Source organism: Rhizobium sp. GW821-FHT14E12 (assembly GCF_058803745.1).
This window is the reverse complement of record NZ_JBXAPH010000006.1, coordinates 249,685-263,946: the sequence shown is the minus strand read 5'-3', so window position 1 is coordinate 263,946 and position 14,262 is coordinate 249,685. Positions and strand designations below refer to the sequence as shown.

14 protein-coding genes are annotated in these 14,262 nt (G+C 61.8%); 11 read left to right on the top strand and 3 right to left on the bottom strand.

Translation table 11 applies throughout. The features are described 5' to 3' along the window. Positions 1–102 precede the first annotated feature (102 nt). From AC1RO0_RS22300 to AC1RO0_RS22275, 6 genes are all read left to right on the top strand, one after another. On the top strand, positions 103–939 hold the full coding sequence (locus tag AC1RO0_RS22300; protein ID WP_498594946.1) for an oxidoreductase: 837 nt from the start codon (positions 103–105) through the stop codon (positions 937–939). A gap of 28 nt (positions 940–967) precedes the next feature. Continuing rightward, the gene (locus AC1RO0_RS22295; RefSeq protein WP_498594945.1) at positions 968–1,849 is read left to right on the top strand and encodes an aldo/keto reductase; all 882 of its coding nucleotides are present in this window, start codon (positions 968–970) and stop codon (positions 1,847–1,849) included. A 596-nt stretch (positions 1,850–2,445) separates the two neighbouring features. Further along, positions 2,446–3,738, top strand: a complete 1,293-nt coding sequence (locus tag AC1RO0_RS22290; RefSeq protein WP_498595007.1) for an alpha/beta hydrolase — start codon at positions 2,446–2,448, stop codon at positions 3,736–3,738. A 110-nt stretch (positions 3,739–3,848) separates the two neighbouring features. After that, on the top strand, positions 3,849–5,096 hold the full coding sequence (locus tag AC1RO0_RS22285) for an NAD(P)/FAD-dependent oxidoreductase (RefSeq protein ID WP_498594944.1): 1,248 nt from the start codon (positions 3,849–3,851) through the stop codon (positions 5,094–5,096). Positions 5,097–5,106: 10 nt separating this feature from the next. Continuing rightward, positions 5,107–5,817 carry an SDR family oxidoreductase gene (locus AC1RO0_RS22280; RefSeq protein WP_498594943.1) on the top strand — a complete coding sequence of 237 codons (711 nt, stop codon included), beginning with the start codon at positions 5,107–5,109 and terminating at the stop codon, positions 5,815–5,817. A gap of 14 nt (positions 5,818–5,831) precedes the next feature. Beyond that, a complete protein-coding gene (locus tag AC1RO0_RS22275) occupies positions 5,832–6,869 on the top strand; it encodes a 4-hydroxyproline epimerase (protein ID WP_498594942.1) in 1,038 nt (345 codons plus the stop codon). A 2-nt stretch (positions 6,870–6,871) separates the two neighbouring features. Here the strand turns inward: AC1RO0_RS22275 and AC1RO0_RS22270 are convergent, their stop codons facing one another. Beyond that, the gene (locus AC1RO0_RS22270; RefSeq protein WP_498594941.1) at positions 6,872–7,303 is read right to left on the bottom strand and encodes an RbsD/FucU family protein; all 432 of its coding nucleotides are present in this window, start codon (positions 7,301–7,303) and stop codon (positions 6,872–6,874) included. Then, positions 7,287–8,534: an ROK family transcriptional regulator gene (locus AC1RO0_RS22265; RefSeq protein ID WP_498594940.1), complete on the bottom strand. Its 1,248-nt coding sequence runs from the start codon at positions 8,532–8,534 to the stop codon at positions 7,287–7,289. The genes AC1RO0_RS22270 and AC1RO0_RS22265 overlap by 17 nt, the downstream gene beginning before the upstream one ends. Positions 8,535–8,789: 255 nt before the next feature. On the opposite strand from AC1RO0_RS22265, the gene AC1RO0_RS22260 reads away from it, so the two are divergent. The 5 genes from AC1RO0_RS22260 to pyrC all read left to right on the top strand — a co-directional run bounded on the left by AC1RO0_RS22260 (position 8,790) and on the right by pyrC (position 13,609). Beyond that, entirely contained in the window at positions 8,790–9,815 is a 1,026-nt protein-coding gene (locus AC1RO0_RS22260) for a sugar ABC transporter substrate-binding protein (RefSeq protein ID WP_498594939.1), read from the top strand. Between the two features lie 178 nt (positions 9,816–9,993). Beyond that, positions 9,994–11,058 carry an ABC transporter permease gene (locus tag AC1RO0_RS22255; protein ID WP_498594938.1) on the top strand — a complete coding sequence of 355 codons (1,065 nt, stop codon included), beginning with the start codon at positions 9,994–9,996 and terminating at the stop codon, positions 11,056–11,058. Next, positions 11,034–11,843: an ATP-binding cassette domain-containing protein gene (locus AC1RO0_RS22250; protein WP_498594937.1), complete on the top strand. Its 810-nt coding sequence runs from the start codon at positions 11,034–11,036 to the stop codon at positions 11,841–11,843. The genes AC1RO0_RS22255 and AC1RO0_RS22250 overlap by 25 nt, the downstream gene beginning before the upstream one ends. Then, on the top strand, positions 11,840–12,472 hold the full coding sequence (locus AC1RO0_RS22245; protein WP_498594936.1) for a nucleoside triphosphate hydrolase: 633 nt from the start codon (positions 11,840–11,842) through the stop codon (positions 12,470–12,472). The genes AC1RO0_RS22250 and AC1RO0_RS22245 overlap by 4 nt, the downstream gene beginning before the upstream one ends. A 96-nt stretch (positions 12,473–12,568) precedes the next feature. Further along, positions 12,569–13,609, top strand: coding sequence for a dihydroorotase (gene pyrC / locus AC1RO0_RS22240; protein WP_498594935.1), 1,041 nt, complete (start codon positions 12,569–12,571; stop codon positions 13,607–13,609). Between the two features lie 14 nt (positions 13,610–13,623). Here the strand turns inward: pyrC and AC1RO0_RS22235 are convergent, their stop codons facing one another. Further along, the gene (locus tag AC1RO0_RS22235; RefSeq protein WP_498594934.1) at positions 13,624–14,100 is read right to left on the bottom strand and encodes an anthrone oxygenase family protein; all 477 of its coding nucleotides are present in this window, start codon (positions 14,098–14,100) and stop codon (positions 13,624–13,626) included. Positions 14,101–14,262 lie beyond the last annotated feature (162 nt).

The following is a 14,262-nucleotide window of genomic DNA, read 5'->3' as shown; positions in this document are numbered from 1 at the left end:
CGAGATTAATCAGTTTTTCTAAAAGGGCCATCTGCGATTGATGAGATTATCGAAACTGTCGTCTCGGCCTATGTTGACCGCACTCAACAAGGAGACATCGCCATGCCCGATACAAAGACGTTCTTTATCACCGGCGTTTCCAGCGGCTTCGGCCGGGCTCTCGCGGAGGCTGCCCTTGCCGATGGTCACAAGGTCGTCGGCACGTTGCGCCGCCAGGCGGATCGCGCCGAATTCGAGACGCTGAAGCCGGGTTTTGCTTTCGGCAGGCTGCTTGACGTTATCGATACCGCCGCCATCGCTCCCGTCATCGCCGGGGTCGAGGAGGAGATCGGCGCCATCGACGTTCTCGTCAACAATGCCGGCTACGGCCACGAGGGCCTGCTGGAGGAATCGACGATCGATGATTTGCGCCGCCAGTTCGAGGTCAACGTCTTCGGCCCCGTGGCCCTCATCCAGGCCGTACTGCCCTATATGCGCCAGCGCCGGGCCGGCCGCATCCTCAACATCACTTCGATGGGCGGCATTGTCACCTTTCCCGGACTTTCCGTCTATCACGGCAGCAAGTTCGCGCTGGAGGGGATTTCCGAAAGTCTCGGCAAGGAGGTCAAGAGCCTTGGGATCCATGTGACGGCCGTCGAGCCCGGCGGTTTCCGTACCGACTGGGCCGGCCGCTCGATGGTGCGCGCCGAGCGCTCGATTTCGGATTACGACGAAATCTTCGAGCCGTGGCGCCAACGCCGCCTTGAGCGCAGCGGCCAGCAGCCCGGCGACCCGAAGAAGGCGGCACAAGTTATGCTGCGGCTTATTGCATCGGAAAACCCGCCGACCCATCTTCTGTTAGGCCGCGACGCGATCAGCTTCGTTCGCGAAAAGCTTGGCCTGCTCAAGACCGAGTTCGACGCCTGGGAACAGGTCTCGGCTTCCACGGATTTCGAATAAGCTCAACAATATTATAGGGACGAAAAGCATGTCAGATTTGAACGCAGCCAAGTCCGGTCAATTCAAGATCGGCGGCGATCTCACCGTCAATCGTCTCGGTTTCGGCGCCATGCGCGTTACCGGCTACGGCATCTGGGGCGAGCCGGACGATCACGATGAATCCATCCGTACCCTCAAGCGCCTGCCGGATCTCGGGATCGACTTCATCGACACGGCGGATTCCTACGGCCCGGATGTTTCCGAACGCCTGATCAAGGAAGCGCTGCATCCCTACGGCAAGCAACTGGTTGTCGCCACCAAGGGCGGCCTCACGCGGACCGGCCCCGGCGAATGGATCCCTGTCGGGCGTCCCGAGTATCTCATCCAGCAGGCGCATAAGAGCCTGCGCAATCTCGGCGTCGAGCAGATCGATCTCTGGCAGCTCCACCGCATCGACCCCAAGGTGCCGGCGGCCGAACAGTTCGATGCCGTCAAGTCGCTGCTGGACGCCAAGATCATCCGCCATGCCGGTCTTAGCGAAGTGTCGGTCGCCGATATCGAGGCTGCCTCGAAACACTTCAAGGTGGTGACAGTGCAGAACCGCTATAACCTCATCGACCGCACCAGCGAAGACGTGCTCGACTATTGCGAAAAGCACACTATCGGCTTCATCCCCTGGTTCCCGCTTGCATCCGGTGAACTCGCCAAGGAAGGCTCGCTGCTCGACACCATCGCCAAGAAGCACGGCGCGGCCCCGAGCCAGATCGCGCTTGCCTGGGTTCTGAAGCGTAGCCCCGTGATGCTGCCGATCCCCGGCACGTCGAAGGTCAAGCACCTCGAGGAGAATACGGCCGCCGTCAACATCACCCTGTCGGATGAAGAGTTTGCGGCGCTGGATGCCGAAGGCAAGAAGGCCTTCGCAGCCGCTTAAGTCGAGATCGTTGCCCACTATGCGATTCGACAACGGATGGCGCTCGTTGCTGGCGTCGTCCGTTGTGAGAATATGGTTACGCTTGGCGATCCAAGCCCCGAAAGTGATGGATCACGATTATGTGAAACACCTCTTTCAGCATTTAGCGGCTGTAAAATAGGCGGACGAATGCCGGAAATGCCCGAGGTATGCGGTATTTTAGGTGATCGCCATTAAAAGCATTGCGTTTTTTGCATTGCTGCATTGCGGAAGACTGCCTGTTCATCTCTGCCCCGCAGTTATATCTCTCCTCTCGAAGGCAGCGCATCTCCTCCTCCCAGCGCGCCTTCATCGATTGGCAACACTCCTCCTCCCAGTTGCCAATCCGGATCAAGAGCCCGACGCATCCTCCTCCCGCGTCGGGCTCTTTTTATTCCAAGCCTTCGCAAGCGTCCCCCCATCGGCTCCGGCAACCGTTGCCTCTTTGCCTCGCTGTCATGAATTAGCGCCGGTTCATATGGGCTGGAACCGCGAAGGCGGCTTGCACCGTATTCCCCCATGCGTAGAGTGGCGGCCACGTTGGATTTGCGACGATGAGGTTGGGTGTAATGCAGCGTATGGAAGATGCCGGCCAATGGGGGAGGACATTTTTCCGGGCTATTGCCGTTGTCGCAGCGCTCTCTCTGGCCGCCTGTGGCCGCCCGGTCGGCGTCATGCAGCCGATCGCGGAAAATGTTCCAGGCACCACCAAAGTCGATCTGATGGTCGCCACCACCCGACTGCCGGACAAGGATCCGGCGATCCTGTTTTCCGGCGAGCGCGGCGCGGGGCTGAAGGTGGATGCCGTCAGCATCTCGATCCCGCCGGAAGCCAATCGCAAGGTCGGCCAGGTGCAATGGCCGAGCAGGCTCCCCGGTGATCCCCTGAAGAATTTCGTCACTACCTCCGTCCGGCCGCTGCCGACCGAAGCCGACGTTCACGCCTGGCTGCGCCCGCATCTGCCGAAGAACAAGCGGGTGCTGATCTTCGTGCATGGCTTCAACAATACCTACGAGGATGCCGTCTACCGCTTCGCCCAGATCGTCCATGATTCCCATGCCGATGTCGCGCCGGTGGTTTTCACCTGGCCGTCGCGCGCCAGCATTTTCGATTATGCCTACGACAAGGAGAGCACCAACTATTCCCGCGATGCGCTGGAAGAGATGCTGCACCGCGCCGCTTCCGATCCCAGGGTCGGCGATATCACCGTCATGGCGCATTCCATGGGCACCTGGCTTGCCGTGGAAGCTCTCCGGCAGATGGCGATCCGCGACGGCCGCGTCGCGCCGAAGATCACCAACGTCATTCTCGCTTCTCCCGATCTCGACGTCGATGTCTTCGGCCAGCAATTCGCCGCCCTCGGCAAGGACAAGCCGCATTTCACCCTGTTCGTCTCGCGTGACGACCGGGCATTGTCGCTGTCGCGCCGTATTTCCGGCAATGTCGATCGCCTCGGACAGATCGACCCGACCGCCGAGCCCTATCGCAGCGAGCTGGAAAAGCAGGGCATCACCGTGCTCGATCTCACCAAGCTCAAGACCGGTGACGGGCTGAACCACGGCAAGTTCGCCGAGAGCCCTGAAGTGGTGCGGCTGATCGGCGATCGGCTGATCGCGGGCCAGACCATCACCGATTCCGATGTCGGCATCGGCGATGCGGTCGGCGCGGTCGCCCTCGGGGCGGCGCAGACGGTCGGCAGCGCGGCGAGCGCTGCCGTCAGCGCACCGATCGCCATCTTCGATCCGCGCACCCGCCGGAACTATGGCGAACAGCTGCGGCGTGTCGGCGCTTCCGCTGGCAATACCGTCGGCTCCGTCGGCGACAGCGTGACAACGACGGGCAGCAATGTTGGCGCGGCGCTCGGCCAATAGGTCGCGCCCGCAGCACTTCCGAAAAACATCATAGCCACTTCCCGTGATCTGATATATCACAGAGTCATGCTTTATCGCGTGTTGCGGTGCTTTGCGGACGGACTTTGGGAATGGACGAAAACAAGCGTACGGTCATCGTTGTCGGGGCCGGTATCATCGGCGCGGCGATCGCCTTTGAATTGCAGCGGCGCGGCCGGCAGGTGACATTGGTCGACAAAGGCGAGCCGGGCGAGGGCGCCTCTTTCGGCAATATGGCGAGCATCGCGCTCGATTTCGCCGCCGGTTCCGGCCCGTCCACCTGGGCGAAAATTCCCCGCTGGCTGCTGGACCCGGAAGGCCCGGTCTGGCTAAGACCGTCCTACGCGCCGAAAATGCTGCCCTGGTTCCTACGCTTCATCGCCGCCGGTCGTCCCTCGCGATTGAGAGAGATCGAGGATGCCGGCATGGGTCTGTCGCGCCATGCTCTCGGGGATTTCAGGGCGATGCTTGATACGCTCGGCGTGCCGGAGCTGATGACGGAAGAGGGATGTCTCGCCATCTACGAGACCGAAGCCGAATTCTCTGGCGATCGTGCCCATATCGAGCTGATGCAGCGGTACGGCCTGGAACACAAAATTCTCTCTGGCGCGGAAATCCGCGATTACGAACCGGCACTGTCGCCGGATATCGCCAAGGCGGTGCTGCTGCCGGACAACAAGTCGATCCGCAATCCCTATCAGCTTGTCCTCAAGCTGGTGGAGGCTGCAAAGGCCCTCGGCACCACCTTTGCCTCCGGCACCGTGCGAACCGTCGAACGACACGCGAAGGGCGTCGTGACGGTGCTTTTGGAGGATGGGCGGCGGCTGGAGGCCAATGATGTGGTGCTCGCCGCCGGCGTCCGCACGCGCTTCATCGCCTCGGCACTGGGCGAGCCGATCCCGCTCGAGACCGAACGCGGCTATCACACGCAGATCATGAAGCCCGGCATAGACATGCGCTATTCGATCATCTGGCCGCATCGCGCCTTCATGGTGACGCAGACGGCCGGCGGCATCCGCGTCGGCGGCAATGTCGAGCTGGCCGGCCTCGATGCGCCCCCGGATTTTCGCCGCCCGCGAATTCTCGTTCGTCATGCCCAGCGGGCGCTGCCCGGCCTGCAGGTGGAGGACGCCAAGGACTGGATGGGCCATCGTCCGGCGCTGCCCGATACGATCCCGATCATCTCGCCGTCATCCCGTGTGTCCGGCGTCTGGTACGCCACTGGCCACGGCCATCTCGGGCTCACTTTTTCGGCGACGACAGCGCGGCTGATGGCCGATATGATGACCGGCATAACGCCCGCGGTCGACATGACCCCGTTCCGTATCAATCGCTACTAGGAGGAAACAAATGTCAGAAACCGAAAAGCCCGTCGCGCTGATCACTGGCGGCGGCCGTGGAATGGGCGAGGCGATCGCTCGCGAACTTGCAGCCGGCGGCTATCGCCTGGCGCTGATGTCGCCCTCGGAAAGCTGCGAAAAATTGGCGGCTGAACTCGGCGGTGTCGCCTCGCGTGGCGTCGCCGAAAAGGCCGAGGATATCCAGGCGATCTTCGACCTGACGATGAAGAGCTATGGCCGCATCGACGCCGTGGTAAACCATACTGGCCATCCGCCAAAGGGCGATCTTCTCGATATTACCGACGAGAGCTGGACGCTCGGCTCAGACATGATGATCCTGTCGCTGGTCCGCATGGCAAGGCTGGTGACGCCGGTCATGCAGAAGCAGGGCAAGGGCGCCTTCGTCAACATCACCACCTTTGCGGCCTACGAACCTTCGCTGGTCTTCCCGGTCTCCTGCACCTACCGCGCCGCCGCCGGTGCCTTCACCAAACTCTATTCGGATCGCTATGCGGCCGACAATATCCGCATGAACTGCATCCTGCCCGGCTATATCGACAGCCTTAACCACAAGCCGGAAACCGCCGACAAGGTGCCGATGAAGCGCATCGGCCTGATGAGCGAGATCGCCAAGACGGCGGCCTTCCTGCTCTCCGACGGTGCCGGCTATATCACCGGCCAGAATATCCGCGTTGACGGCGGCGTCACCCGTCACGTCTGATTGGAGTTACCGAGATGAGATGGAAGCGTACGATCCAGTTGCTGGATGTTCATTGTGAGGGCGAGATCGGCAGGGTCGCCATCGGCGGCGTGCCGAAGATCCCCGGCAATACGATCGCCGAGCAACTGCATTGGCTGAACACCGATCCGAAAGGCGAGGAGCTGCGCCGTTTTCTGGTGCTGGAGCCGCGTGGTGCGCCGATCGGCTCGGTCAACCTGCTGCTGCCGGCGAGGCATCCCGATGCCGACGCCGCCTTCATTATCCTGCAGCCGGATCAGGCGCATGCGAGCTCCGGCTCCAATTCCATCTGCGTGACCACGGCACTGCTCGAATCCGGCATCGTCGAGATGAAGGAGCCGGAAACGGTGGTGACGCTGGAGACCGCCGCCGGTCTCGTACGCGCCACGGCCACCTGCCACGACGGCCGTTGCGAGAAGGTCCGCCTCACCATGGTGCCGTCCTTCGTGCATGAGCTGGATGTCGCGATCGACACGCAGCAATGGGGCAGGATCAAGCTCGATCTCTGCTATGGCGGTATCTTCTATGCGTTGGTCGATGTCGGTCAGATCGGCCTGACGATCGGAAAGGCGAATGCCGCATCCTTGGTGCAGGCGGGCATGGTTCTCAAGGAGCTGATCAACCGCACGATGTCAGTTGTCCATCCGGAAATCCCGGCAATCTCCGGCGTCGCCTATGTGATGTTCCGCGATATCGATGCCGATGGCGCGATCCGTACCTGTACGACCATGTGGCCGGGCCGCGCCGATCGCTCACCCTGCGGCACCGGCAATTCCGCCAACCTGGCGACGCTGCATGCGCGCGGCAAGGCCAAGGTCGGCGATGTCTTCAAATCCCGCTCGATCATCGGCTCGGAATTCGAGGTCGGCCTGCAGGCAGAGACCGAAGTCGCCGGCAAGCCCGCCATCATTCCCACGATCACCGGCCGGGGCTTCACCTTCGGTCTCAGTCAGGTGGCGCTCGATCCATTCGATCCAATGGCGAACGGCTTTGCGCTGACGGATGTCTGGGGGCCCTCGGCGGGGGATATCTAAAACTATCCCGGATAGATCACGCCCTTGCGCAGGATGATGTTGCCATAAAGCCTCGGCTCGCTGGTCTGCACCAGCGCATGCGTCTGCTTGACCCGCTCATAGAAATCCGTTGGCAGCAGCGGCACGACATGGATGCCGGGGACGTGCCGGGCGCAGACCTCGATCATCTCCGCGTGCACCGGATCTATGGCATCGCGGTCCTGCCTTACCGTTGCGCGGAAAATCGCCTGTGGTACGAAATCGTCGATCGGCAGGACGCTGAGTACGGCGTCGAGCACCCGCACGACGCCGTGGCCGTCGAGACGGATCAGGCGGCGGGCGTGTTCGAGGCCGGGATAATTGCCGTCGACGAGGGCGATTTCGTCGCCATGGCCCATGGCGCGCAGCGTCGCCAACAGCTCGGGGCTCAATAGCGGGTCAATGCCCTTCAGCATGCTCTATCTCCTTGAAGAGGATATTTTGATCGATGAGGTAGCGCGCGAAGATCGGCAGGCTGGCGCCGCCGATGGCGCGCGCCTGTGGTCCCACCATGCCTTCGATGATTTCGGGCATGACGACGCCCTGTAGGTCGAGTTCGGCGGCTTCCCTGATGGTGGCGCGCACGACCCGTTCGCGCACCCAGTTGGGAAAGCCGCCATCGATAACGGCCGCGCTGAAATCGATGACCGAAGCGGCGGCGACGATCGCCTGCGCCAGCGCCTTGGCCGTCTCCTGGATCCAGATCTCCAGCGGTTCGCCGAAATCGATCCAGTTGTCCGCCGAATACCAGAGCGGCTGCGGATCAAAGCCATGATCCCGAAGCAGGTTTTCCAGCACGAAGATGGAGGCGATCTCAAGCAGCTGAAGGGTTTCGCCGTTGGGGCCGCGTACGGGCAGGGGGCCGAGCGCCCCGGCGGTTCCGGTTCGCCCGACGAAGATCGACGAGTTCAGAACGATGCCGCCGCCGAGGAAGGAACCGATGAAGAAATAGACGAAATCCGGATAATGAGGACCGACGCCGAAGACGAGTTCCGCCCCGCAGGCGCTGGTGGCGTCGTTTTGCAGATAGACGGGATAGGGCACGCGGGCGGCGATTTCCGCCTGCAGGTCGACACCGCGCCACACCTCCATCGCACCATCGGGCGCACCGACCTCCTCCGCCCAGTTCCAGAGCTCGAAGGGCGCGGCGATGCCAAGCCCGGCAACCCTGCCGCGCTCTCCGGCGCTGAGCCGTGATTCGAGTTCCTGGATGCCCGAGGTGACGAAGGACAGGATGTCCTGCGGCAGTGGATAGGGATAGATCTGATGAAGCTGCATCCGGATCTGCCCGACGAAATCCATCAGCACGAGGTCGGCGCTGCGCCGGCCGATCTTGACGCCAAAGGAGAGTACTGCGTCCGGATTGAGCCGCATCGGAATGGAAGGTTGCCCGACCCGCCCGCGCACCGGTTCGCCGCGCGACAGCAGCCCGTCCTTCTCCAGCGCCCGCATGATGACGGAGACGGTCTGTGCCGACAGGCCGCTGCGCCGGGCAATGTCGGCCTTCGACAACGCGCCGTGGCGGCGCACGAGCGACAGCACCAGCCGTTCGTTATGCGCGCGGACGCGAACCTGATTCGCACCCCCGCTGGGGTCGAGAATCAAGGGTGATGTCGGCGTTTCCTCGTCGTCTTGCAGGGGAGACATTGGCCCGCTCCTTCTATCATGGCCATGCCCTATTTTTCATCAAAATGCCATATCCGATTAATAATTCAATCGGATTTATTTATTGACAGGGCGAAATCTTTAGGATCAGATATGTCCCGTCGAGGATGTGTGCATGACCTTGGAGGCGGTCCAGCGGGAAGAAATCTAAACGGACATGGCACGTCTTGAAATCCGGACTCAGCGCGAGCCGGGGTGGCCGGGGGATCCCGGTTTTTCAAATCTTGGGAGGATTGAATGAAGAAATCTGTTATTTCCGCAGCACTCGCCGCACTGGCGATCGGCGTCGCTTTCGCTGCGCCGGCCAAGGCTGCCGATGTCTCCGCTTGCCTGATCACCAAAACCGACACCAACCCCTTCTTCGTCAAGATGAAGGAAGGTGCGACCGCCAAGGCCAAGGAACTCGGCGTGACGCTGAAGTCCTATGCCGGCAAGATTGACGGTGACAGCGAAAGCCAGGTTGCCGCGATTGAAAGCTGCATCGCCAGCGGTGCCAAGGGCATTCTGATCACGGCTTCCGACACCAAGGGCATTGTTTCCTCGGTCAAGAAGGCACGCGACGCCGGCCTGCTGGTCATCGCGCTCGACACGCCTCTGGAGCCGGCCGACGCTGCCGACGCGACCTTCGCCACCGACAATCTTCTCGCTGGTAAGCTGATTGGCCAGTGGGCGAAGGAAACGCTGGGCGACAAGGTGAAGGACGCCAGGGTCGGCTTCCTCGACCTGACGCCGTCGCAGCCTTCCGTCGACGTGCTGCGTGACCAGGGCTTCATGATCGGCTTCGGCATCGATCCGAAGGATCCGAACAAGATCGGCGACGAAACCGACCCGCGCATCGTCGGGCATGATGTCACCAACGGCAACGAGGAAGGCGGCCGCAAGGCCATGGAAAACCTCCTGCAGAAGGATTCGAGCATCAACATTATCCACACGATCAACGAGCCGGCCGCTGTCGGCGCCTATCAGGCGCTCAAGGCCGTCGGCTTGGAAAAGCAGGTTCTGATCGTGTCCGTTGACGGCGGTTGCCCGGGCGTCAAGTCCGTCAAGGAAGGCGTGATCGGTGCGACGTCGCAGCAATATCCGCTGATGATGGCGGCCCTCGGCGTCGAGGCGATCAAGAAATTTGCCGACACCGGTGAAAAGCCGAAGCCGACCGAAGGCAAGTCCTTCTTCGACACCGGCGTCTCGCTGGTGACCGACAAGCCGGTTTCCGGCCTGAAGTCGATCGACACCAAGGAAGGCCTGGCAAAGTGCTGGGGCTAAGCCTCATCCTGAATTTGGCATGATCCAATCGGAAAGCCGCTTCACACGTTTCGCTGAAGCGGCTCCTCCGCTCGCGACCATGCCTTCCTGATATCAGCGCCGGCCGGGCTATCGCTCCGGCCGGTTTCAACAGCCGGCAGTTTCCGCGTATAATTCGGCGCGGCAGCGGAGGAATACAATGACCGGAGCACAGGAATTCGAGCGTGTTCTCGACGGCAGCGACAGGAATGTTGCCTCGTTCGAGCACCAGGATGTCTCTCTTCTCAAACGCATGCAGCATTTCTTGCATTCGACGCCGGCCGCAGTGCCGCTGATCGTGCTGGTGCTGGCGATCATCATCTTTGGCTTTGCCATCGGCGGGCGTTTCTTCTCCGCCTATACCTTGACGCTGATCCTGCAGCAGATCGCCATCGTCGGCATTCTCGCCGCGGCGCAGACGCTGGTCATCCTGACCGCCGGCATCGATCTTTCGATCGGCGTGATCATGGTCATTTCCTCCGTCGTCATGGGCAACGTCGCCGTCAATTACGGCCTGCCGACGCCGGTTGCCATTATCGCGGGCATGGCTGCGGGCGGTATTTGCGGATTGCTCAACGGTTTTCTCGTCGCCAACATGAAGCTGCCGCCGTTCATCGTGACGCTTGGCACCTGGAATATCGTCATGGCGACGAACTTCATCTATTCCGCCAATGAAACCATCCGTGACACCGATGTCGACGAAAAGGCGCCGCTTTTGCATCTCTTCGCGGTCAGCTTCCGCGTCGGCGGCGCGGTGCTGACGCTGGGCGTCATCGCCATGGTGCTGCTGGTGGTGGGGCTCTGGTATATTCTCAATCACACCGCCTGGGGCCGGCATGTCTACGCTGTCGGCGATGACCCTGAAGCAGCAAAGCTGTCGGGTATCCAGACCAAGAAGGTACTGCTCGCGGTCTACGGTGTTTCGGGACTTATCGCGGCCTTTGCCGCCTGGGTTTCGATCGGCCGTAACGGCTCGGTCTCGCCGTCGTCGGCGGTGACGGATTTCAATCTTCAGGCAATTACCGCGACCGTGATCGGCGGCATCTCGCTCTTCGGTGGCCGTGGTTCGATCCTCGGCACGCTGTTCGGTGCCATGATCGTCGGCGTCGTCTCCATGGGCCTCAACATGCTTGGAGCCGATCCGCAGTGGAAGGTCCTCCTGACGGGCGTGCTGATCATCGGCGCCGTCGCGATCGATCAATGGATCAGAAAGGTATCGGCATGACCACGACTGGCGAACCCCTTCTCACCGCGCGTGGCCTTGTCAAGCGTTATGGGCGTGTCACCGCGCTCGACAATGCCGATTTCGATCTCTATCCCGGCGAAATCCTTGCTGTCATTGGCGACAACGGCGCCGGAAAGTCCTCGCTGATCAAGGCGATTTCTGGCGCGGTCACACCCGATGAAGGCGAGATCAAGCTGGAAGGCAAACCGGTCCATTTCCGCTCGCCGATGGAGGCGCGCGAGGCCGGCATCGAAACGGTCTACCAGAACCTGGCGTTGTCGCCGGCGCTCTCGATTGCGGACAACATGTTCCTCGGCCGCGAGATCCGTAAGCCCGGCATCATGGGCTCCTGGTTCCGCATGCTCGACCGGCCGGCGATGGAAAAGCGCGCCCGCGACAAGCTGACCGAACTGGGCCTGATGACCATCCAGAACATCAACCAGGCGGTGGAAACGCTCTCGGGCGGCCAGCGACAGGGCGTGGCGGTGGCGCGTGCCGCAGCCTTCGGATCCAAGGTCGTCATCATGGACGAGCCGACGGCAGCGCTTGGTGTCAAGGAAAGCCGCAAGGTTCTCGAGCTCATCCTCGATGTGCGTGCCCGCGGCTTGCCGATCGTGTTGATCTCGCACAATATGCCGCATGTCTTCGAGGTGGCGGATCGTATCCATATCCACCGTCTCGGACGCCGGCTGACCGTGATCAATCCGAAGGAATACACCATGTCCGATGCCGTCGCCTTCATGACCGGCGCGAAGGCGCCGCCGGCGGAGACCGTCGCCGCATGAGTTCCACGCTCGAGGATATCGCCGGCGAGATCATCGCGCGCGCCGGCGATACGAAACGGTTCCTGGTGGCCATTGCAGGGCCGCCGGGCGCTGGCAAATCGACCTTGGCTGACAAGGTGACAGAGGCTTTGAGGGCCAGGGGCGAAAGCGCCGAGGTCCTGCCGATGGACGGCTTCCACATGGACAATGCCGTCCTGATCGAGAAGGGCCTGCTGAAGCGCAAAGGCGTGCCGGAAAGCTTCGACGTTCGCGCCTTTCTCGATATCGTCAGGGCGGTGCGCGCGGCCGATCAGGAAGTGCTGGTCCCAGTCTTCGACCGTTCGCGCGAGCTTGCCATCGCCTCGGCCCGCATCGTCTCGCCCGATCATCGTTTCATCGTCATCGAGGGGAATTACCTGCTCCTCAGCCTGGGTAAATGGGTGGAGCTGGAGGGCATGTTCGACTATTCGATCATGCTCGCGCCACCCATGGAGGTCCTGGAGCAGCGGCTCTGGGAGCGCTGGAAGGGCTATGAGCTCGACGACGAGGCCGCCCGCGAGAAGGTCTACGGCAACGATCTGCCCAATGGCCGCCTGATCCTGGAAAACCGTCGTCCGGCCGACGCCACCGTCGATATCGTACAGGGCTGAGCTTCTGCTCATTTCCGCAGCATGGGCGATTGTTTTGCGATAGCGGTTGGTGCTATCGAAGCGCGACATTATGAGACCACCCAGAGGTTCGCGCCCATGCAAAAGCTCACCATCCGCCGCCCCGACGATTGGCACCTGCACCTGCGCGATGGCGCGATGCTGGAAGGCGTGATCGGCGATACCTCAAGGCATTTCGCCCGCGCCATCATCATGCCGAACCTGGTGCCGCCGGTCGTCACCACGGCGGATGCCACCGCCTATCGCGAACGCATTCTGAAGGCGCTGCCGGCCGGCAACCGCTTCGAGCCGCTGATGACGCTTTATCTCACCGAGCACACCAATCCCGACGATGTCGAAGAGGGCAAGAAGAGCGGCCTTATCACCGCCGTCAAGCTCTACCCGGCGGGTGCGACGACCAACTCTCATGGCGGCGTGCGCAACTTCGACAAGGCGATGCCGACACTGGAGCGCATGGCGAAGATCGGCCTGCCGCTTTGCGTCCATGGCGAGGTGACGACGCCGGAAGTGGATATTTTCGACCGCGAAGCTGTCTTCATCGAAACTGTGCTCGACCCATTGCGCCAGCGCCTGCCGGAGCTGAAGGTTACCATGGAGCATGTGACGACCTCTGATGGCATCGACTATATCAAGTCGGCCAAGGCCAATCTTGCCGGCTCGATCACCACGCATCACCTGATCATCAACCGCAACGCCATCCTCGTTGGCGGTATCCGGCCGCATTATTATTGCCTGCCGGTCGCCAAGCGCGAAAGCCATCGCCTGGCGCTGCGGGCGGCCGCGATGAGCGGCGACGCCCGGTTCTTCCTTGGCACCGATTCCGCCCCGCATGTCGATCCACTGAAGGAATGCGCCTGTGGCTGCGCCGGCATCTATACTTCGATCAACACGATGAGCTGCCTGGCGCATGTCTTCGAACAGGACGGCGCGCTAGACAAGCTCGAGGCCTTCGCCTCGCTGAACGGCCCGGCTTGGTACGGGCTGGCGCCGAACGAGGACCGGATCACGCTCATCCGCCGCGTGGAATCGGTGACCTTCCCGGAAAAGATCGAAACCGGGGCAGGTACGGTTACCGTCTTCGACCCAATGTTTCCGCTGCATTGGGACGTCGAGGGCTAAGCCACCGCGATCCTCTAAAAGAGAGCCCGGACGAAGGCGCAGGACGCCAGCAGGGAGGCTGCCGTGCGCAGATGGTTCCATCTCGTCCAATCGCTGAGATAGGTCGCCCATAGCTCGGCTGCTTCAGCCGTGCGGCTATCAACCTTGTCCAGTGCATCGTTCAGCGGGACATTGAAGACGATCGTCGAGAGAAACGTGGTGACGATGTAGAGCACGGCGCCGGCAAGCATCAGAACGCTGACGCCGCCGCGCCAATGCACGATCGCTATCACGGCGATGAAGACCGATAGGGCAAGGGTCAGCAGAAACACCACCATGAAGGGCGAGCGCAGGATCGTCGTATTTATCGATTGCATGGCGGCGATGCCCTGTTCGGCGGGAAGCCGGGCGAAGGCCTGCATGATGAACGTCGAGAACGCGAAAAAGATGCCGGCGATGAGGCCGCTGCCGAGCGCAGCCGCGATGAGAGCGATATTCGTGATCGGCACCATGAAGCTCCTCCTCTTCAGGATGTGATGATTCTCTTATACCTGCGACCCACGTTTCGGAGAAGCCGGTGGCGGCGTAGCCGGGGATAAGGCCGTTGCCGAGAACGAACGCGTGCAAATCCCCCGAAGCTTCTGGAAACCGCCGCCGCTAGCTGCTATTGCCGC